This window comes from Hyphomonas sp. J20-32, from assembly GCF_055808555.1.
In genome coordinates this window covers 3110729-3128553 of record NZ_CM147873.1, presented here as the reverse complement: position 1 = coordinate 3128553, position 17825 = coordinate 3110729, and the positions used below count along the sequence as shown (strand labels likewise).

Sequence of the window (17825 nt, the reverse complement as noted above, 5' to 3'; positions counted from 1 at the left end):
GTGATAATTTCAAGGGGTTTTCCAAGCCATGTCCAGCGGCGACGTCAAACACGACTACCACCTCGTAAATCCCTCGCCCTGGCCGCTGATCGGCTCACTGGCTGTGCTGGTACTGGCCGTCGGCGGCGTGACCTACATGAAAGGCCTGTTCGGCCTTGAAAAAGGCAGCATCTGGCTGATGGCCCTCGGCTTTGCCATGGTCGCCTATGTGATGATCGGCTGGTGGCGCGAAGTCGCCAAAGAGGGCGCTATTGGCGACCATACACCGGTTGTCAGCATTGGCCTTCGCTACGGCATGATCCTGTTCATCGCCTCGGAAGTCATGTTCTTCGTGGCCTGGTTCTGGGGCTTTTTCGAATTTTCGATCTACGATCAGGCGCGTGTCGGCGACACGTGGGATGCGACCAACCCGCTCTATGCCGATGCATTGGCTCGCTTCAAGGACTGGCCACCGGTCGGCGTCGAGACGTTCGATCCTTTCCACCTTCCGCTGATCAATACCCTGGTCCTGCTCCTGTCAGGCACCACGGTGACCTGGGCGCACCACGCGCTTCAGCACAATGACCGGTCCGGCGCCAAGCTTGGCCTGCTGCTGACCATCCTGCTCGGCATGGGCTTCACCGCGCTTCAGGTGATCGAATACAGCCATGCCGGCTTCACCTACGATGGCACGCTTTACGGCTCGGCCTTCTTCATGGCCACTGGCTTCCACGGTGCGCACGTCGTGATCGGTACCATCTTCCTCGCCATCTGCCTGATGCGCCTGTTGATGGGCGGCATGACCCCGCAGAAGCACCTCGGCTTCGAATTTGCGGCCTGGTACTGGCACTTCGTCGATGTGGTGTGGCTGTTCCTCTTCGCCTTCGTGTACGTTGCGCCGTACCTGATTTTCGAAGGCGGCAAGTAAGCGCCTTCTTGCGAACCTGACCCGATCCCAGGCCCGCCGGCGCGTCCAACCGCCCGGCGGGCCTTTTTCTTAAGAGGCCTGCCCGCCATGTCATTTCGCCCGATGCCTGTGCTCACGCTGTTCACCGTGCTCAGCCTTGCGTTGCTGGTCTGGCTCGGCAACTGGCAATATGGCCGCTTCCTCGAGAAGATGGCGCTGGACAAGTCCGAGCCGGAATGGACGGTTATTGACGGAACGGTCGTGCCGGGCAGCGAGTCCATGGTCTATTCCTATATTGATGCCGCCGCAGCGTGGCGGCGCGTCGTCGCCATCGACACTGGCGAGGAGGTTGTCTTCACGCCGACGGAAGTAATCTACCAGGTCGAGCCGCCGCAGCCCTGCCAGGGCCCGGAATGCGGAGCCGGCCTGCGCTTTGCTGCGCGCGGCCTCTACCAGGTGCCGCGTGGCCGCAATGCCTTCAGCGGAACCGACAGTCCGGAAGCGGGCATCTTCTACACGCTTGATCCGCAAGTCCTCGCAACCCTCTTGCCCGCAGGCGAGGCCGGTCGTGTGCACGGCCGCGTGTTCGAACCTGACACGATACAGCTCAGCGAGAATGGCCGTACAATGGTCGGCGACAACCCGTTCGCGCGTGTTCGCGCTGACTCCAAACTGCCGCCGCAGCGTCATTTCGGTTATGCGATCACCTGGTGGGGGCTCGCCATCGCGCTGCTCGGCGTGTATCTCGCCTTCCATTACCAAACGGGCCGCCTGCGGCTGCGCAAAGGGAGCGATGCGTGAAATATGTCTCGACACGCGGGCAGGCCGCACCAGTAGATTTCATTGGCGCCTGCCTTGCGGGCCTGGCGCCCGATGGCGGTCTCTATGTGCCGGAAACCTATCCACAGATTGCGCCGCCCAAGCCGGATGAGCCCTATGCGCATGTCGCCGCGCGCATCCTGTCGGCCTTCGCAGGCGATGCCATTCCGCAAGCCGACATGCTGGCCATGTGCGAGCGGGCCTATGCAAGCTTTGCCCACCATTCGGTGGCCCCGCTGACGCAGGCAGGCCCCGGCCTTTGGCTGATGGAATTGCATCACGGACCGACGCTGGCGTTCAAGGACGTGGCGATGCAGATCATCGCCCAACTCTATGACTATATGCTCGGCAAGACCGGGAAGCGCCTGGCCATCGTGTGCGCGACGTCGGGTGATACGGGCGGCGCGGCGGCTGCGGCTTTTGCTGGCGCGAAGCATGCCGACCTCTTCATCCTGCACCCGCACGAGCGCATCTCGCCTGTCCAGCGCCTGTTCATGACCACGACCGGCGCGTCCAATGTCACGAACCTTGCCCTGGATGGCGACTTCGATGACTGTCAGGCGATCGTGAAATCCCTGTTCGCCGACAAGGCCTTCGCCGACGGCGTCGGACTCTCGGGCGTCAATTCGATCAACTGGGCCCGAATTGCAGCGCAGTCGGTTTATTACGCCACCGCGCAGGCAGCCCTTGGCGGCAAGATTCGCTTCGTGGTGCCGAGCGGGAACATGGGTGATGCGCTTGCCGGTTATGTTGCGGCACGCTGCGGATTGATGACTGGCGGTTTCGAGATTGCCTGCGCCGTGAACGAGAACGATGCCCTGGCGCGCTTGTTCAATACGGGACTCATGTCGCGGGCACCTGCCGTTGCGACGCCGAGCCCGGCCATGGACATTTCCGTGCCGAGCAATTTCGAACGGCTGCTGTATGAAGCAACCGGCCGTGACGGCGATGCCGTGCGCAGCGTCTATGACCGTTACAAGCAGGCGGGCGACGCCGAGTTGCCCGATGCTGCCAGGAGCCGTCTTGGCTGCGTCGGCATCACCGCATCAGCGGTCAACAATGCCGATACGCTTGGCGAAATGGCGAAATTCGAATCCGAGACCGGGTGGCTGATCTGCCCGCACACGGCGGTGGGCACGTTCGAAGCGCGCCACTCGCCGCGCAGCGATGTTGCAACCGTGGTTCTGGCCACGGCGGCCGCTGCGAAATTCCCGGAAACGGTCAAGCAAGCGACCGGTCTCGACGCACCTCTGCCTCACCGTTGCGGCACGTTGCTCGCGCGTGGCGAAGTGTTCGACCGCCTCCCGGCCGACGTGGCAGCCGTGCGCGGTGTGATTGAAGCCAAGATCAAAGCGGCCCCCTGATGGCTGTCCTTCAGCGCGATACTTTGATTTCGGCTGAACGCGTGGTGCTCGCACCGCCCCGCAAGGCCGACTATGATGACTGGGCCGCGCTGCGTTCGGCGAGCCGCGAGCACCTTGAACCTTGGGAGCCGCTCTGGCCGGGTGACGCCCACACGAAAGCCGACTGGGCGCGGCGCCTCAAAGCCTGGACGTCGGCCTGGAAGGCAGGGCAGGCTTATGTATTCCTGATCCGCAACATGTCGGACAATGCCCTGATCGGCGGCGCCTCTCTGACACATGTGCGCAGCTGGCCAGCCTCCAGCGCGAGTCTCGGCTACTGGCTGGGAGCGGACTTTGAAGGGAAAGGCTATATGCGCGAAAGCGTGATCGCGGTTTGCGACTGGGCATTTGCGCATCTGAGACTTTGGCGAATCGAGGCCGGGACGCTGGCCGAGAACAACCGGTCGCGCAAAGTGCTCGAAGCGGCGGGGTTCGAGGAAGAGGGCTATGCCCGCGCCTATCTCGAGATTGCAGGCGAGCGGCGCGACCATGTCCTTTTCGGTCTCGTCAGGCAACCGGAACGCAGCTAGATTCAAGATGATGGCCAAATCCAATCCAAAGCAGCCACACGGCAACTGGCACTGGCATGCGCCGACCCAGCGCCTGTTGATAGATGCGCCGAAGGCTACGCCCCTCTCTGACCTGTCAGGAGACTGGTCGATAGATGCGCTTGAACAGATGCTGGAAGGCCTCAGCCGCGGGCGTCTCGGCAAGGCTTTCAAGACAGGGGATGGCCCGGTGCGCTGCGCCTTGCGGCTGTCGAATGGGCGGGATGTTCACCTCGTCGGCGCTTTTGTCGGGCAATCCGAGGCGCGCGGCATGTTGCTGGTCGGGGACGACTTTCCGGAAATCGATCCGTCCGACCTGAAGCCGGGGCCGGACCTTTCGCCTGTCTTCCAGCCGATCATTTCCCTGCGCGACGGTCGCATCGCCGGCTTCGAGGCGCTGGCCCGCTGGGATGGCGCAGAAGGCACGTCGCCCCCCAGCCGATACGAGGACGAGGCGCTTGCGTCGAACATGCTCATCCGGTCTGCCGAGACGCTGGCGATGCTGCGGGAGAAATCCGGCCGGGATGATGTGTTCATGCACGTGAACCTGACCGCCCGCGACCTCGCCCGGGGCACTATGCCTGCCCTGGTCGAGGCGTTGATGAACGGTTACAAGCTGCCGCCGGGTGCACTCAGGATCGAACTGACCGAGCAGGCGGCGCTGCGCAATGTGAGCAACGCGCTGGCCGCGGCAATGGCACTGAAAGCTGTTGGTGCAGGCCTTGTGCTCGATGATTTCGGTACAGGGCATTCGTCCTTTGCCTGGCTGGCAGACCTGCCGGCTGACAGCCTGAAAATCGATCATGGCCTGACTTGCCGCCTTGGCCAGAAACGCATCGACACGATCCTGACGACGATTACGCTGCTCGCGAGCCGCCTTGGCATGACGAGCACGGCGGAAGGTGTCGAGAACAAGGATGATGCGGTGAAATTGCGGGCCCTCGGATTTGACCATGTGCAGGGCTTTGCCTTTGCCCGGCCGATGAACGCCGAATCGGCTGCTGCGTTCCTGACTGCCTGATCAGGCAGAGCCGCCATCGACCTGGAGGCGTCCGGAATCGACACCCATGCGGCCAAGGGCGTGGCGCCATTTCAGGTCATAGTCATCGCCGAACACGATGTCGTCATCGGGGTCGCCGACCAGCCAGGCGTTGGCAGCCAGTTCCTCTTCCAGCTGCCCGGCGCCCCAGCCGGAATAGCCGAGCGCCAGAACCGATTTTCGCGGGGCTGCGCTGGAGCCGATCAACAGCAGCATGTCGCGGGTTGCGGTCATGCAGAGAGCGCCGTCGATCTCCAGCGTTGCGCCTTCGCTGATCACGTCGTCAGTGTGGATGACGAAGCCGCGTTCGGTGCTGACCGGGCCGCCGTCGAGAACACGTGTGTCGGGCACGCCAAGTTCGGTCTCCACATCGAGTTGCTCGAACAGTTCCGGCAGGCGAATGCCCTCCATCGGCTTGTTCAGCACAATTCCCATGGCGAAGTCCGGGGAGTGGGCACAGAGCAGGATGACTGATCGTGAAAACCGCGAGTCGCCGATGCCGGGCAGGGCGATCAAAAGTTTGCCTGTGAGGTCTGTATCCATGCGCCGAAGGTCTCCGTTCGAACAAGGCTGAGGCATGGCTTGGGATTTGGCAAGGGCGATCCGGCTTGCGGCGACAGTGGGTCGGCCCTATGTCCAATGCCAAACCTGCAAGGAGACAGACAGATGAGCATCAAGGTCGGCGACAAGCTTCCGGACGCAACTTTCATGGAGATGACGGGCGACGGTCCCCAGCCGCGCACCACGGCCGATGTTTTCGGCGGCAAGACGATTGCACTGTTCGCCGTACCGGGGGCCTACACGCCGACCTGTTCGGCCCGCCACCTGCCGGGCTTCATCGACAAGGCCGGCGACATGAAGGCCAAGGGCGTCGACGAAATCGTCTGCACCTCGGTCAACGACGTGTTCGTCATGGGCGCGTGGGGCAAGTCTGCCGGTGCCGGAGAGACCGTGCGCATGCTGGCAGACGGCAATGGCGCATTCGCCTCGGCGCTGGGCCTCGAGCTCGACGGAACCGGATTCGGCATGGGCAAGCGTTCTCAGCGCTATTCCATGCTGGTCAAGGATGGCGTGGTCGCCGAACTCAATGTCGAGCAGGGACCTGAATTCAAGGTTTCCAGCGCCGATTACCTGCTCGGCCAGCTTTAGCGCTGCCTGCGTAGTATCTGTTAAACAAATCAAGCCATTATCGGCGCGTTCGGGGGGACCGGGCGCGCCGTTTTTGGTCGATTTTTATTGATTATCGGCAAATTCCTCCCCACATGAATGTGAGTTGAAGAGGAGAGGAATACATGGACTTTCTAATGACAGTGCCGGTTCTGATTGCAGTCGTCGGCCTCATTCTGATCGTGTCCACCGTCAAACAGGTGCCACAGGGCTATAACTGGACGGTCGAGAATTTCGGGCGCTATACGAAGACGCTGACACCAGGCCTGCATATCATCATGCCGATCGTCCAGAAGGTCGGACGCAAGATGAACATGATGGAGACCGTGCTGGACGTGCCGCAGCAGGAAGTCATTACCAAGGACAATGCCATGGTGTCTTGCGATGCCATCGTGTTCATCCAAGTGATCGATGCTGTCTCGGCGGCCTATGAAGTCAACAATCTCCACAATGCGATCCAGAACCTGTCGCTGACCAATATCCGTACCGTGGTTGGATCAATGGACCTTGATGAAGTGCTTTCGAACCGCGACGATATCAACGCGCGCCTGCTGCACGTAATCGATGCGGCGACCAATCCGTGGGGCGTGAAGGTCACGCGGATCGAGATTGCGGACCTCAGCCCGCCAGCCGACATTACAGAAGCCATGAACCGCCAGATGAAGGCCGAGCGCCTGAAGCGGGCGGAAATCCTGACGGCGGAAGGCGACAAGCAGTCGGCCATCCTCAAGGCCGAAGGCCAGAAGCAGGCGAAAATCCTGGAAGCCGAAGGCCGCCGCGAAGCCGCCTTCCGCGATGCCGAGGCGCGCGAACGCGAAGCCGAAGCCGAAGCCAAGGCGACCGCCATGGTCAGCGAGGCCATCGCCAAGGGCGACGTCAACGCGATCAACTACTTCCTCGGCCAGGCCTATGTCGCCGCGTTCGAAAAGCTGGCGACAAGCCCGCAACAGCGCACGGTTATTATCCCGGCGGAATTCTCGAGCATCCTCGGCGCGATCGAAGGCATCAAGGGCCTGACGGGCGCAGCCAAGGAAGCGCAGCTCGCGTCGCGGGCACAAGGCGGCGCTGTTCCGCCGACGCGGACCGAATACTAAACTGCGTCCCATGCCCGGCCCAAGGCCGGGCATGGGCCTCCATCTTACCCCCAACCGGGAGACCTGGATCATGGAACAGATTTTCACCGAGCTTACCGTCTGGCACTGGCTGGCCCTTGGCCTCGTCCTGTTCGGCCTCGAGCTGATGACAGGGACGTTCGACCTGATGATGCTGGCAATTGCCGCCTGGCTGACCGGCGCATTCGCCTTTTTCGGACCCGACGCCTATGCCACGTGGCAGGGCCAGATGGTTGTCTTCGGCCTGGCCGCCTTCGTGCTGGTCATGGCAGGACGCACCCTGTTCGCGGGCCTGCGCGGCACGGTGGACGAGCATCCGACGCTGAACAAGCGCATGGCCGGACTGGTCGGCCAGCGCGGGCAGGCGACGGGTGACTTCTCAGGCGGCCATGGCCAGATCCGGATCGGCGACACGGTGTGGGGCGCGGAAGCGGCCGACCCGATGGTTCCGATTCATGCCAGCGATTCGGTCGTCGTCGAGGGCGCGCGCATGAATACGGCGATCGTGCGCAAGGTCTGACCCTTACTGGCCGGACCTGATGAAGGCGCGCACATCGTTCGACAGTTTGGCGCCTTCGGGTTCGGACAGGTACATCATGTGGCCGGCGTCATAATAATCGAACTGGACCCGGTCGAGCACGACGCCATTCTTGAACAGGGCCATCTCGGCGCCGAAGAAAGGCGTGGCGAGATCATACCAGCCTGAGGCCAGCAGCACTTTCATCTGCGGGTTCTCGCGCATGCCCTTGCCGAGCCAGGGCGTGACGTTGACGTAAGCGGGCCAGCCACCTTCATCCATGCTCCAGTTCCACTGCGAGCCGGGCTCGCCGGTCAACACCTTGTAGGGCCGGGTGAAGTCCACTTTCAGCTGGCGGGTCAGGTAGTCATTGATGGCGGCGACATAGGCAACATCCATTCCGTAGCCTGACGGATCATTTTCTGGTGAGTCGGCGGTGCCTTCGCTGTCGACACCTTTGTAGCGTCCGTCGAAACGGCCGACGGAATAGCCTTCGCGGCGCAGGAGTTCCTTGCGGAAGCGGGTCGGGTCGATGCGCAGCTTCGCTTGTTCGATCCATTCGGCAGGGACGCCAAGATAGGCGCTCATCTCACTGGCGATTTCGGCCTGTTCGGCATCGCCCAGTGTCGAGCCGCGGATCAGGGCCGGGGCCAGCGTCTCGGTTGCATAATTGCGGGCATCTTCGACGAAGGCGGCGAAATCATTGTTCCATTTCGTCCTGTCGGCCTTGCCATGATACCAGGCGATCGCTGCTTCGCTCGGGAAGAAAGCGAGGTGGGCGGAGTCATTACCCGGCGCGAAGCGCCCGTTCTGGAAGTCCAGAATCGCGGAAATCAGGATCACGCCATTGAGGCCGATACCGTTCCAGCCGCCCTGCAGTTTCTCGGTCAAGGCTGCGGCGCGCGTGGTGCCATAGCTTTCGCCGGCGAGGTATTTCGGGCTGTTCCAGCGGCCATTCTCGGTGATCCAGATACGGATGAATTCGGCGATGCTCTCGGCATCTTCGTTGACGCCGTAGAATTCCTTGCCGGTAGTGTCGCCAAGCGGACGGGAATAGCCGGTGCCGACGGGATCGATGAAGACCATGTCTGTCACGTCGAGCAGGGAATTCTGGTTGTCGCGGATCGTGTAGGGCGGGGCGCCGACGCCGGAGGCATCAGACGGGGTGATCACCTGTTTCGGGCCGAAGGCGCCCATGTGCAGCCAGAGCGAGGCCGAGCCCGGGCCGCCATTGAACACGAACGTCACCGGGCGCTGGCGCGCGTCAGACACGCCGTCACGGATATAGGCGACCGAGAAGATGGAGGCGGTGGGCTCGTCTTTCGCGTCGCGCAGGTAGGTCTCGCTGGCGACGGTCCTGTACTTGATCGTCTGGCCGTTCAGCTTGAGAGACTGGTCGGAGGAGAAGGCTTTGGCTTCAGGGATGTCCGGCTTTTCCTTGGCCGGCTCGGCCTTGTCGGCCTTTTCGTCGGCAAAACCCGGTACGGCAATGAGTGCCAGGCACAGTGCCAGCCATAATCCACGCATCTTATCAACCCTCAGCAATCTGGTGTGGCCGGGACAGTATCAGGGCAACGGGCGGGGGCAAGGGTGCCAAAAACCCGTAAGAGGGGCTCATGCCTCAAGCGAAGTCGAAGGACGGGCCCCGTGCCGCCCGCGCCCGTCCTTCGACTTCGCTCAGGATGAGCGCTCTCGAAACCAGAATCCGTGTCCCCGGCGCAGGCCGGGGCCTCATGCCTCACGTCCGGGCGCAGTGGCGCGAGGTCCCGGCCTGCGCCGGGGACACGGAGTGTGGAGATTCGGACGATGGGACGCCGCCTAGCCGGGCTGCCACGCGCCATCCATTGCCGCCTCGGCGCCCCAGCAGACATAGGTGATGGCCGAATGCGTCAGCCTGCCGAGCGGGCGGCTGGCCCGGCCGGGCATCAGGCGGCGCGGGCGCACGGGACTGTGGCGGGCGATGCGGCCCGCGGCCCTTGTGCCGCGATTGCGGGCGATCCAGCGGGCAAGGCGGGCGGCATGGGCGTCCGGGTCTGCCAGCACTGCGTCGAGCCGGCTGAGCCGGGCGAGCAGGGGCGCGGTGGGCAGGGGGGCGAGGCTCGTGTCAGAGGGCAGGGGCCGCCAGACCATGCCGGAGCCGAACACGTGGATACGCGGGCCGAATTTCACATAGGGCAGGCCCTGTTGCGGCAGGCGGATCGTGAGGGGTTCGGTCAGGGGGAAGGCGGTGGGGGCGCGGGAATGGTCCGGTGGAGGCAAGGGTGCGGCAGGGCTGGGGGCTGTGTGGCCCGAGGCTCCGGATATTGCGGGCGCGATGGGGGTGATCGGCGCTTTCAGTGCGAGGATCAGCAGCATGCGCCGCACCATGGATTCCGCCGGGCGCAGGATTCGCAGGACTTCCGCGTGGACATGCCGGGCGATTGTGGCGGTCTCCGGCTCCTTCACCAGTTGCCGCGCCCACCAGGCGAGCTTCGCCGCCCGCGGCCAGTTGGCAGTAATCAGGTCAAGGAGGAGCTGGGGCGTGAATTGCATGCGCGACATTGTACGGCCAGCGCGGAGGGGTGGGATAAGTATTTTGGTGAGCGCCTACGCTCAGCGACGAAACGGGCTTCATATTTGAGTTGGCCTGACCCATTGACGCGGTCGTCAGCTTTTGCGCTAGCTAACAAAATGAATAGGTGCTGAAGCTTTGATGGGAGACGGAAGTGAGACAGTCTGAGTACATCTCCGTTGCCTACTTTGTTGTACTGGCTTCGTTTGGTGTGGCGGCCAATCTTTGTAATGTAGGACTTGGGCAACCGCTGATTCTGATGGCGGTGCTTTCCATGCTGATTATTCACGTCAACTTATTTCCGTTCTCTTGGGTTAGAAGGAATTTAGCTTTCGGTCGGCAAGGCCTTTACGCCACTTCCGGTGCGTTTTCTACCATCGTCGGATTCATGTGGTTTCTCAACAAATAGCTGCGAACCGGAGCAGTCCCTTCTAGAAAAAATCGGATGCTGACCAGAAGCAGACCCCGATCAATGCCTGAATGTCTGACCATCTCTTGTGAAAGCAAGCGAAGCCCGCCTCCCCTAAATCGGCATTTTAGGCAGCGACAGCTGGAAGATGATCGCCAGCGCGCGCACGGTGAATGCGGTGCGCCGTCAAAGCCCCCTCTCCCTTGGAAGAGGGGAGAAGCTCCCTCAAAACGGTGATTTCGGCAGGGACAGCTTGAACACGATTGCCAGCGCCCGGAGCGTGAAGGCTGCCGCCAGCCCGCCGATGAAGGCGCTGGTTTCGGGGACGCCATAGGCGGCGAGGCCGAAATAGACGCCCGCGCCGAGCAGGGCGGCGGTGGCGTAGATATCCTTCTTCAGGAGCAGGGGTTCCTCATTGGCGACCACATCGCGCATCAGGCCGCCGGCGCTGGCGGTGAGGGCGCCCATGATGAGCACGACGGCGAGGCCGTGATCGAGGCTCATGGCCTTGGCCGCGCCGGTAACCGCGAACAGCGACATGCCGAACGCGTCGGCCCAGCGCAGGGGACGGAAGTTTTCCAGGAAGCGGTGGAACACGAAGGCGGTGAGGCCGCCTGCGAGGGCGAGGAGCAGGGTTGGCGTGTCTGACAGCCAGAAGACCGGCTGGTCGAGGATCAGGTCGCGCAGCGTGCCGCCGCCAATGGCGGGCAGGAAGGCGAGCACGATGATTCCGAACAGGTCCATGTCCTTGCGCACGGCGACGATGCCGCCGGAAATGGCGAACACGAACACGCCGATACGATCGAACAGGGTGAGGATGAGGTCGGGGGACATGGGCCCGCTCCTGTGGTGCGTTTGGCCGGTGGGCGGGGCTTGTCGCATCATGGCAGACTGCAGGTTGCGTGGCGAGTGAAGTGACCCCTCACCCCCGGCCCCTCTCCCGAGGGAGAGGGGGGAAGAAAGTATTCTCAGCTCTGCGCTTCGAGCTTGTCTTGCGTCCTGGTGTCGAAGTCGCTGGCATCGTGGCGTTCGCGCAGTTGCGATTCCGGCTTGCCGAAGGTGCGGTTGACCATCTTGCCGCGTTCGACGGCGGGGCGGGCGCCGACCTGTTTCATCCAGCGGATGACATTTGTGTATTCGTGGACCTGAAGGAACTCGCCGGCGTCATAGACCGCGCCGGTGACCAGCGCGCCATACCAGGGCCAGATCGCCATGTCGGCAATCGAGTATTCGTCGCCGGCCATGTAGGCATTGTCCTTGAGGTGACGATCCAGCACGTCGAGCTGGCGCTTCACTTCCATGGCATAGCGGTTGATCGGGTATTCGTATTTCTCCGGCGCGTAGGCGTAGAAATGGCCGAAGCCGCCGCCGAGGAAAGGGGCGCTGCCCATCTGCCAGAACAGCCAGTTGAGGGCTTCCGTGCGCTTGTGATGATCCTTGGGCAGGAAGGCGCCGAACTTTTCCGCGAGGTAGAGCAGCATGGAGCCGGACTCGAACAGGCGGGTGGGCGGACTGGTGGAATGGTCCATCAGGGCCGGGATCTTGGAATTGGGGTTGATGGCGACAAAGCCGGAGCCGAATTGCTGGCCCTCGCCGATATTGATCAGCCAGGCGTCATATTCGGCGCCCGCGTGGCCGGCGGCGAGCAGCTCCTCGAACATGATCGTGACTTTCACGCCGTTCGGCGTGCCGAGGGAATAGAGCTGGAAGGGATGCTTGCCGACCGGCAGCTCCTTGTCGTGGGTCGGTCCGGCGATGGGGCGGTTGATACTGGCGAACCGGCCCCCGCTTTCCTTGTCCCATGTCCAGACTTTCGGCGGGGTGTAGGTCGGGTCGCTCATATGTAGTCCTCCAGCTTGGCTTTGCGCCTTGCCCCTACATGTAGGGGCGCGGGCCGGATTGTGAATAACAATCTGGTGAGGGGCGGGTTTTAGCCGGCCGGGGCCGCTGCAGCCGTGGGCGCAAACAGCGTACAGGCCAGCCACCGGCTGACCGTCTTGGTCAGCGCCTGGTCGCCGATAATGGTCAATTCGTCTGCCTTGATGGCGTCCCGGTATGTCCGATGGCCAAGCCAGACATCGGTCATCGTGCGTACGGTCGAGTTGAAGTAGACATCGACATCCTGTCCGGGGTTCTTCTCGCAGACCTCGACATTGGTTTCGTTGGCGACGAGCCACCAGGTGCGGAACTGTTTCAGGTCGCTGAAATCAAACTGGAGGATGGTTTGCGGGCCGGGCAGCATTTCGCGCACAATGCTGCGCTCAAGGTAGAGCATCAGGAGCTCGACGTCATAGTCTTCCTCGACAAGATTATCCTTGGCCCAGCGCATGCCCCAGTCGCCCAGCGACACGATGATCGGCAGCAATTCCTTGCAGCCCGGCGTGGGGAAGTATTCGAAACCGCGCTTGCCGGTCAGGCTGCGGCGAACGAGCAGCCCGTTCTCGGCCATGGATTTGAGGCGTTCGGTGAGGACGGCGGTGGAAATGGATCCGAGGCCGCGCTGGAATTCGCTGAACCGGCTTGCCCCCATGAGTGCCTCACGCACAATCAACAGGGTCCATCGGTCGCCGAGGACTTCGGTGGCTTTTGCGATCGGGCAGAACTGGCTGTATTTCATCGGTGTCCTCCTTAGCCCTGACCATAACTTTGATTTGGGAAGCGAGATACTTCGTAATCCGAAGTGCATGGCTCTGGATCGTGAAGTATTCCGGCGCCGGGCCCGGGCCTAAGCCTGTTCCATCGCAACCAGGGAACAGGAGACCGGACCATGACCGGATTTAGAATAGAAACACTTGCAACAGCGCCTGCGGGGTCTCGGGACATTCTTGGCGCCATCGACGCAGGCCTCGGCTTCATCCCGAACGTGTACGGTGTATTTGCGGGCGCGCCGAACGCTCTCAGCGCCCTTGCGGCCATCAATGCCGGCTTTGACGCCGCGTCGTTCACGCCGGGCGAGCGCGAGATCATCGCCCTGACGACCAGCGTCTTCAACCAATGCCCCTATTGTGTCGCCGGGCATTCGACCTTTGCGCTGGCCCACGGGGTCGACCCCGAGACGGTCGAGGCGGCACGCTGCGGCAGGCCGAGCAAGGATGCCCGCCTCCAAGTGATTGGCGAAATAACGCGCAGCATTCTTGAGAAGAAGGGCGCGCTTGGCCCTGCCGAGATCCGGTCATTCCTCAATGCCGGGTTCCAGCCCGCGCAGATCCTTGAACTCCTGATCGGCATTGCCGGGAAAACAATGACCAATTTTGCGAGCAAGATAGCCCGCATTCCGCTGGATGACGCCTTTGCCGCACAGGCGTGGACGCCCGCCAGTACCGAAACCCCCGCCGCAGCCTGACAGGCCCGACGAGCCCCGTCTTCCGTCTGGAAGAGGGGGCTGTCCGGGATCAGAGGACTTCGAGCATTTCCTGCACGAGGGGGTGGCGGACGACATCGGCGCCTTCGAGGCGGATGACGGCGGCGCCCGCCAGTTTCTCGAGCCGCTCGGCGGCATTGGCGAGACCGGAAAATTCCGGCAGCAGGTCGGTCTGGGCCGGGTCGCCGGTGATCACCATGGTCGAGTGCCAGCCAAGACGCGTGAGCAGCATCTTGATCTGCGTATAGGTGCAGTTCTGGGCCTCATCGATGACGATGAAGGCATTGTTGAGCGTGCGCCCGCGCATGAAGCCGATGGGGGCGATCTCGATCACGCCTTCGGCCAGCATGTGTTTCAGCTGGGCCGGAGAGAGCCGGTCGGACAGGGCGTCATAGAGCGGGCGCAGATAGGGCGCGAGCTTGTCTTCCATGGCGCCGGGCAGGAAGCCGATCTGCTCGCCGGCCTCGACAGCGGGCCGCGACAGGATGATGCGGGCGACTTTGCCCTTTTGCAGCGCCTCGACCGCCTTGCAGACGGCGAGATAGGTCTTGCCCGTGCCGGCGGGCCCGAGCGCGGCGACGAGCGCATGGGTCTCCATGGCTTTCATCAGCTGGGCCTGGTTTTCCGACCGGGGCTTGACGGTTTTCTGGTAGCGCTGGGTGCGGTCGGGCTCGGCTGCGCTGGGCTTTCGCTTGCGCGTGTCTGCATCATCGGGATGCCAGCTGCGGCCGCCATCAATGGCGTGGAGAAGGGGCGGCTGGCCGCGGCCGGCGTCCTGAATCCAGGCCGTGGCTTTCACCTCTGAGGCTGTCTTCATTCGCTTGGCGGCGTTGCGTTTACCCATGGGAGGACTCCTTGGTTCCAGGCATGAAAAAAGCCGCCTGCAGGATTGCGGACGGCTTGGCGAAAAACGGGGGAAGAAGGGCTGACCGCCCCGTGGGCGGCGTGGCCAGTCCGGAAACGTTCGGCTCCGGCGGCGAGGTGCGACTGGGTCTGTTTATGACCGTCTCCACGTCCGAATCTGTTGTTGATTAAACCCTAGCAGGGTTATCAAACCCTTTATGCGATATTCCGCAGGCGAAATGAGAGGACGAATCATCATGGCAATCTACCAGATCGGAGAGGCACGACCCCAGACGCCGGCGAGCGGAAATTACTGGGTGGCCGAAAATGCCCAAGTTATGGGCAACGTGATCCTGAAGGAGAACGCCTCTGTCTGGTATGGCGCCGTGCTGCGTGGCGACAATGACCCGATCACGATCGGCGAGAATAGCAATATCCAGGATGGCAGCGTGCTGCACACCGATGTCGGCGTGCCGCTGACCATCGGCCGTGATGTGACGGTAGGGCATATGGTGATGCTGCATGGCTGCACGATCGGCGACGAAACGCTGATCGGCATCGGCTCGACCATCCTCAACAAAGCCAAGATCGGGAAGAACTGTATCATCGGGGCCCACACGCTCATCCCCGAGGGCAAGGAGATCCCCGACAATTCCCTGGTCATGGGATCGCCGGGCAAAGTGGTGAAGACGCTGTCGGAACCACAGGTGCAGATGCTGAAAATGTCGGCGCTGCACTATGTCGAGAACTGGAAGAAGCACCGCGACGGCGTGAAGCGGATCGACTGACGGGTTTACCGGCGCAGGTAGCGGATCGCGAAAACCTTGCCGGTCACGCGGACGACTTCGCCGCGCACATTGCCGGCAAACACTTCGTCGCCGACCATGGGGACCGCGCGTTCGGCCTCGAAGCTGGCGCCGGTGAGCGAAATGTCGAGCACGCGGCACTTGATCTCGCGCCCGTCACCAAGGGTCAGGAGGGCGGGCCCGCCACCGGTCGTGCGGGGTCCGCTCCGGTCATCGGCGAGATCGAGCCTGTCCTTGTTGAGAAGCCAGGTCAGGCGGTCGGCCAGCTTTTCGCGCTTGTGCTGCACGATCCGGAACTGGACGGCAAAGCCGGTCGGCGTCGCGCGGATGACGGTAGCAGCCACGCGGCCGAGATCGTTGAAATAGCAGATCACCTGGGCCCCGGCTGCGGGATGGTGGCCAGACCGGATCATGGCCCCGGAGCAGGAAATGTCGATTGTCGTTATCTCGTGGTCGGCGCCATTGTCGTCGAGGACACGGCCGGCAAGATTCAGGGCGACGCGCTTGTAAAGGCGCCGGTCCTTTTCAGGATTGACCAGCGGACTGTCGCAGACCGCTGAGCTGCGCGGAACGGTCATTTGCTGCTCCCGAAAGCCCGAAATTCGCGGACTTGTCCCACCGTGAACGCTTTACTTAGGCGTTTTAGGTTCACAAAGTGTTGTCGAGACAGGCCGGAACACGGGTTCCGGGCGCGTCATTCATTATCCAACCGGGCCGGAGCCGCATTTCATGGAAACTTATGATTATGTCATCGTTGGCGCTGGCAGCGCCGGGTGCACGCTGGCCAACCGCCTGTCGGCCGATCCGGCGATCAAGGTTTGCCTGATTGAAGCGGGCAAGAAAGACAATTCGCTGATGATCCGCATGCCGGCTGGTGTCGGCAGCCTGATCAAGCAGGCCAATGACCAGAATTGGGGCTTCCATACCGAAGCCCAGAAACACATGAACGGGCGCAAGCTTTACTGGCCCCGGGGCAAAGGCTGGGGCGGATCGTCTTCAATCAATGGCATGGTCTATATTCGCGGCCATGCGGGCGATTATGACCAATGGTCCCAGATGGGCCTGACCGGCTGGAGCTATGCCGATGTATTGCCCTATTTCAAACGCTCCGAAGCCCATGAGTCCGGCGACAGCGCGTTCCATGGCGGCGCGGGCCCGCTGCGTGTATCGGAAAGCCCGATGTCGAGCCCGATCTACCGCGCCTTTGTCCAGGCCGGCGAACAGGCCGGGTTCAAGCTGACTGACGATTTCAACGGCGCCCAGCAGGAAGGCTTCGGCCGTTACCAGCGCACGATCCACAAGGGCGAACGCTGGAGTGCCTCATACGGCTACCTGCGGCCGATCGAGGGTGTCAGGCCGAACCTGACGGTCATCTCGACCGGGCTGGTGACGCGCGTGCTGATCGAGAACGGGCGCGCGACGGGCGTTGAAGTCGTCGAAGGCAAGGGCGCGCTGACCCAGGTGATCCATGCCGACAAGGAAGTCGTTGTCTGCGCCGGTGCGGTCCAGTCGCCGCAAATCCTGATGCTGTCGGGGATCGGCAATCCGGAACATCTCGACCGGTTCGGCATCAAGGCGAAGGTGAAGTCGCCGGGCGTCGGCCAGAACCTCCAGGACCACCTGGACGTCACCGTGATCCACGAGATGACCCAGCCCGTATCGGCCTATTCGCAGCAGAAGGGTTTCAAGAAACTCGGCGTGGGCCTTCAATACCTGTTCAACCAGACCGGTGCCGGGGCCGACAATTTCCTGCAGGCGGGCGCCTTCATCAATTCACGCGAAGGCCTGTCGATGCCCGACATCCAGCTGCACCTCGTTAATGCGATCATGATGGACCATGGCAATCATGATCCGCAGAAGGACGGTTTTACCGTTCATGCCTGCCAGCTGCGGCCGGAAAGCCGGGGCACGATTTCCCTCGCTTCGGCCGATCCCTTTGCGCATCCGGTCATCGACCCGAACTACCTGGCGACAGAGGAAGATCGCCGGGTCATGCGCGAGGCTGTGAAAATGGTGCGGGATGTGTGTGGCCAGTCGGCGCTGAACGCATTGCGCGGGGCGGAAATCATGCCGGGAGCAAGCGTCGTCACCGATGAGGATATCGACGCTTTCATCCGCCGGACCGGGGAGACGATCTACCATCCGGTCGGCACGGTCGCGATGGGCACGAACGATGCGAGCCCCGTCGATGGCCAGCTGCGTGTGCGCGGCGTCGACGGGCTGCGTGTCGTTGATGCGTCGGTGATGCCGACGCTCGTGGGCGGGAACACGAATGCGCCGACGATCATGGTGGCCGAGAAAGCGGCCGACATGATGCTCGGCAAACCCGCCCTGGCACGTGAGGACACCCTCACGCCAGCCTGA

General features: G+C 62.5%; 21 protein-coding genes. 13 read left to right on the top strand and 8 right to left on the bottom strand.

Features of this window, described 5'->3' with window-relative positions; all coding sequences use genetic code 11:
* The first annotated feature begins 28 nt into the window (after positions 1–28).
* The 5 genes from AC0L7I_RS15160 to AC0L7I_RS15140 all read left to right on the top strand — a co-directional run bounded on the left by AC0L7I_RS15160 (position 29) and on the right by AC0L7I_RS15140 (position 4677).
* The gene (locus tag AC0L7I_RS15160) at positions 29–907 is read left to right on the top strand and encodes a cytochrome c oxidase subunit 3 (protein WP_473397264.1); all 879 of its coding nucleotides are present in this window, start codon (positions 29–31) and stop codon (positions 905–907) included.
* An 87-nt stretch (positions 908–994) separates the two neighbouring features.
* A complete protein-coding gene (locus AC0L7I_RS15155) occupies positions 995–1687 on the top strand; it encodes an SURF1 family cytochrome oxidase biogenesis protein (protein WP_473397263.1) in 693 nt (230 codons plus the stop codon).
* The gene (gene thrC, locus AC0L7I_RS15150) at positions 1684–3069 is read left to right on the top strand and encodes a threonine synthase (RefSeq protein WP_473397262.1); all 1386 of its coding nucleotides are present in this window, start codon (positions 1684–1686) and stop codon (positions 3067–3069) included. The genes AC0L7I_RS15155 and thrC overlap by 4 nt, the downstream gene beginning before the upstream one ends.
* Entirely contained in the window at positions 3069–3638 is a 570-nt protein-coding gene (locus AC0L7I_RS15145) for a GNAT family N-acetyltransferase (RefSeq protein WP_473397261.1), read from the top strand. The genes thrC and AC0L7I_RS15145 overlap by 1 nt, the downstream gene beginning before the upstream one ends.
* Entirely contained in the window at positions 3598–4677 is a 1080-nt protein-coding gene (locus AC0L7I_RS15140) for an EAL domain-containing protein (protein ID WP_473397260.1), read from the top strand. Before AC0L7I_RS15145 ends, AC0L7I_RS15140 begins: the two co-directional genes overlap by 41 nt.
* Here AC0L7I_RS15140 and AC0L7I_RS15135 read toward each other — a convergent pair whose 3' ends face one another.
* Positions 4678–5238 (bottom strand): YqgE/AlgH family protein, encoded by a 561-nt coding sequence (locus tag AC0L7I_RS15135; RefSeq protein WP_473397259.1) that lies wholly within the window; start codon positions 5236–5238, stop codon positions 4678–4680.
* Positions 5239–5361: 123 nt separating this feature from the next.
* On the opposite strand from AC0L7I_RS15135, the gene AC0L7I_RS15130 reads away from it, so the two are divergent.
* The 3 genes from AC0L7I_RS15130 (at position 5362) to AC0L7I_RS15120 (ending at position 7494) form a co-directional block, all read left to right on the top strand.
* The gene (locus tag AC0L7I_RS15130) at positions 5362–5844 is read left to right on the top strand and encodes a redoxin family protein (RefSeq protein ID WP_473397258.1); all 483 of its coding nucleotides are present in this window, start codon (positions 5362–5364) and stop codon (positions 5842–5844) included.
* A 143-nt stretch (positions 5845–5987) separates the two neighbouring features.
* Positions 5988–6956, top strand: a complete 969-nt coding sequence (locus AC0L7I_RS15125; protein WP_473397257.1) for an SPFH domain-containing protein — start codon at positions 5988–5990, stop codon at positions 6954–6956.
* A gap of 70 nt (positions 6957–7026) precedes the next feature.
* Entirely contained in the window at positions 7027–7494 is a 468-nt protein-coding gene (locus AC0L7I_RS15120) for an NfeD family protein (protein ID WP_473397256.1), read from the top strand.
* 3 nt (positions 7495–7497) lie between these two features.
* On the opposite strand, the gene AC0L7I_RS15115 is transcribed toward AC0L7I_RS15120, so the two are convergent.
* Positions 7498–9018, bottom strand: a complete 1521-nt coding sequence (locus tag AC0L7I_RS15115; protein ID WP_473397255.1) for a S10 family peptidase — start codon at positions 9016–9018, stop codon at positions 7498–7500.
* Between the two features lie 291 nt (positions 9019–9309).
* A complete protein-coding gene (locus AC0L7I_RS15110) occupies positions 9310–10023 on the bottom strand; it encodes a hypothetical protein (protein ID WP_473397254.1) in 714 nt (237 codons plus the stop codon).
* Positions 10024–10196: 173 nt separating this feature from the next.
* Here AC0L7I_RS15110 and AC0L7I_RS15105 point away from each other — a divergent pair, with 173 nt between their 5' ends.
* Positions 10197–10451, top strand: a complete 255-nt coding sequence (locus tag AC0L7I_RS15105; protein WP_473397253.1) for a hypothetical protein — start codon at positions 10197–10199, stop codon at positions 10449–10451.
* 225 nt (positions 10452–10676) lie between these two features.
* Here the strand turns inward: AC0L7I_RS15105 and AC0L7I_RS15100 are convergent, their stop codons facing one another.
* From AC0L7I_RS15100 to AC0L7I_RS15090, 3 genes are all read right to left on the bottom strand, one after another.
* Positions 10677–11285, bottom strand: coding sequence for a trimeric intracellular cation channel family protein (locus tag AC0L7I_RS15100; protein ID WP_473397252.1), 609 nt, complete (start codon positions 11283–11285; stop codon positions 10677–10679).
* A gap of 134 nt (positions 11286–11419) precedes the next feature.
* Positions 11420–12292, bottom strand: coding sequence for a glutathione-dependent disulfide-bond oxidoreductase (gene yghU, locus AC0L7I_RS15095; protein WP_473397251.1), 873 nt, complete (start codon positions 12290–12292; stop codon positions 11420–11422).
* 89 nt (positions 12293–12381) lie between these two features.
* Positions 12382–13068 (bottom strand): winged helix-turn-helix transcriptional regulator, encoded by a 687-nt coding sequence (locus tag AC0L7I_RS15090; protein ID WP_473397250.1) that lies wholly within the window; start codon positions 13066–13068, stop codon positions 12382–12384.
* Positions 13069–13218: 150 nt separating this feature from the next.
* Between AC0L7I_RS15090 and AC0L7I_RS15085 the strand changes: the two genes are divergently transcribed.
* Positions 13219–13794: a carboxymuconolactone decarboxylase family protein gene (locus AC0L7I_RS15085; protein WP_473397249.1), complete on the top strand. Its 576-nt coding sequence runs from the start codon at positions 13219–13221 to the stop codon at positions 13792–13794.
* A gap of 49 nt (positions 13795–13843) precedes the next feature.
* Here AC0L7I_RS15085 and AC0L7I_RS15080 read toward each other — a convergent pair whose 3' ends face one another.
* Positions 13844–14656: a PhoH family protein gene (locus AC0L7I_RS15080; RefSeq protein WP_473397248.1), complete on the bottom strand. Its 813-nt coding sequence runs from the start codon at positions 14654–14656 to the stop codon at positions 13844–13846.
* Between the two features lie 23 nt (positions 14657–14679).
* Here AC0L7I_RS15080 and AC0L7I_RS15075 point away from each other — a divergent pair, with 23 nt between their 5' ends.
* Entirely contained in the window at positions 14680–14847 is a 168-nt protein-coding gene (locus AC0L7I_RS15075) for a hypothetical protein (RefSeq protein ID WP_473397247.1), read from the top strand.
* 65 nt (positions 14848–14912) lie between these two features.
* Positions 14913–15443: a gamma carbonic anhydrase family protein gene (locus AC0L7I_RS15070; protein WP_473399164.1), complete on the top strand. Its 531-nt coding sequence runs from the start codon at positions 14913–14915 to the stop codon at positions 15441–15443.
* A 5-nt stretch (positions 15444–15448) separates the two neighbouring features.
* On the opposite strand, the gene AC0L7I_RS15065 is transcribed toward AC0L7I_RS15070, so the two are convergent.
* Positions 15449–16039 (bottom strand): PilZ domain-containing protein, encoded by a 591-nt coding sequence (locus tag AC0L7I_RS15065; protein ID WP_473397246.1) that lies wholly within the window; start codon positions 16037–16039, stop codon positions 15449–15451.
* 151 nt (positions 16040–16190) lie between these two features.
* On the opposite strand from AC0L7I_RS15065, the gene AC0L7I_RS15060 reads away from it, so the two are divergent.
* Positions 16191–17825: a choline dehydrogenase gene (locus AC0L7I_RS15060; RefSeq protein WP_473397245.1), complete on the top strand. Its 1635-nt coding sequence runs from the start codon at positions 16191–16193 to the stop codon at positions 17823–17825.

Bases quoted from the DNA above. Each gene is read 5' to 3' on its own strand.
- AC0L7I_RS15130 (WP_473397258.1), top strand. From the start codon at position 5,362: ATGAGCATCAAGGTCGGCGACAAGCTTCCGGACGCAACTTTCATGGAG.
- AC0L7I_RS15070 (WP_473399164.1), top strand. From the start codon at position 14,913: ATGGCAATCTACCAGATCGGAGAGGCACGACCCCAGACGCCGGCGAGC.
- AC0L7I_RS15120 (WP_473397256.1), top strand. From the start codon at position 7,027: ATGGAACAGATTTTCACCGAGCTTACCGTCTGGCACTGGCTGGCCCTT.
- AC0L7I_RS15140 (WP_473397260.1), top strand. From the start codon at position 3,598: ATGTCCTTTTCGGTCTCGTCAGGCAACCGGAACGCAGCTAGATTCAAG.
- AC0L7I_RS15125 (WP_473397257.1), top strand. From the start codon at position 5,988: ATGGACTTTCTAATGACAGTGCCGGTTCTGATTGCAGTCGTCGGCCTC.
- AC0L7I_RS15135 (WP_473397259.1), bottom strand. From the start codon at position 5,238: ATGGATACAGACCTCACAGGCAAACTTTTGATCGCCCTGCCCGGCATC.
- AC0L7I_RS15065 (WP_473397246.1), bottom strand. From the start codon at position 16,039: ATGACCGTTCCGCGCAGCTCAGCGGTCTGCGACAGTCCGCTGGTCAAT.
- AC0L7I_RS15080 (WP_473397248.1), bottom strand. From the start codon at position 14,656: ATGGGTAAACGCAACGCCGCCAAGCGAATGAAGACAGCCTCAGAGGTG.
- AC0L7I_RS15060 (WP_473397245.1), top strand. From the start codon at position 16,191: ATGGAAACTTATGATTATGTCATCGTTGGCGCTGGCAGCGCCGGGTGC.
- yghU (WP_473397251.1), bottom strand. From the start codon at position 12,292: ATGAGCGACCCGACCTACACCCCGCCGAAAGTCTGGACATGGGACAAG.
- AC0L7I_RS15115 (WP_473397255.1), bottom strand. From the start codon at position 9,018: ATGCGTGGATTATGGCTGGCACTGTGCCTGGCACTCATTGCCGTACCG.
- AC0L7I_RS15085 (WP_473397249.1), top strand. From the start codon at position 13,219: ATGACCGGATTTAGAATAGAAACACTTGCAACAGCGCCTGCGGGGTCT.
- AC0L7I_RS15110 (WP_473397254.1), bottom strand. From the start codon at position 10,023: ATGCAATTCACGCCCCAGCTCCTCCTTGACCTGATTACTGCCAACTGG.
- AC0L7I_RS15160 (WP_473397264.1), top strand. From the start codon at position 29: ATGTCCAGCGGCGACGTCAAACACGACTACCACCTCGTAAATCCCTCG.
- AC0L7I_RS15075 (WP_473397247.1), top strand. From the start codon at position 14,680: ATGAAAAAAGCCGCCTGCAGGATTGCGGACGGCTTGGCGAAAAACGGG.
- AC0L7I_RS15090 (WP_473397250.1), bottom strand. From the start codon at position 13,068: ATGAAATACAGCCAGTTCTGCCCGATCGCAAAAGCCACCGAAGTCCTC.
- AC0L7I_RS15155 (WP_473397263.1), top strand. From the start codon at position 995: ATGTCATTTCGCCCGATGCCTGTGCTCACGCTGTTCACCGTGCTCAGC.
- AC0L7I_RS15100 (WP_473397252.1), bottom strand. From the start codon at position 11,285: ATGTCCCCCGACCTCATCCTCACCCTGTTCGATCGTATCGGCGTGTTC.
- AC0L7I_RS15145 (WP_473397261.1), top strand. From the start codon at position 3,069: ATGGCTGTCCTTCAGCGCGATACTTTGATTTCGGCTGAACGCGTGGTG.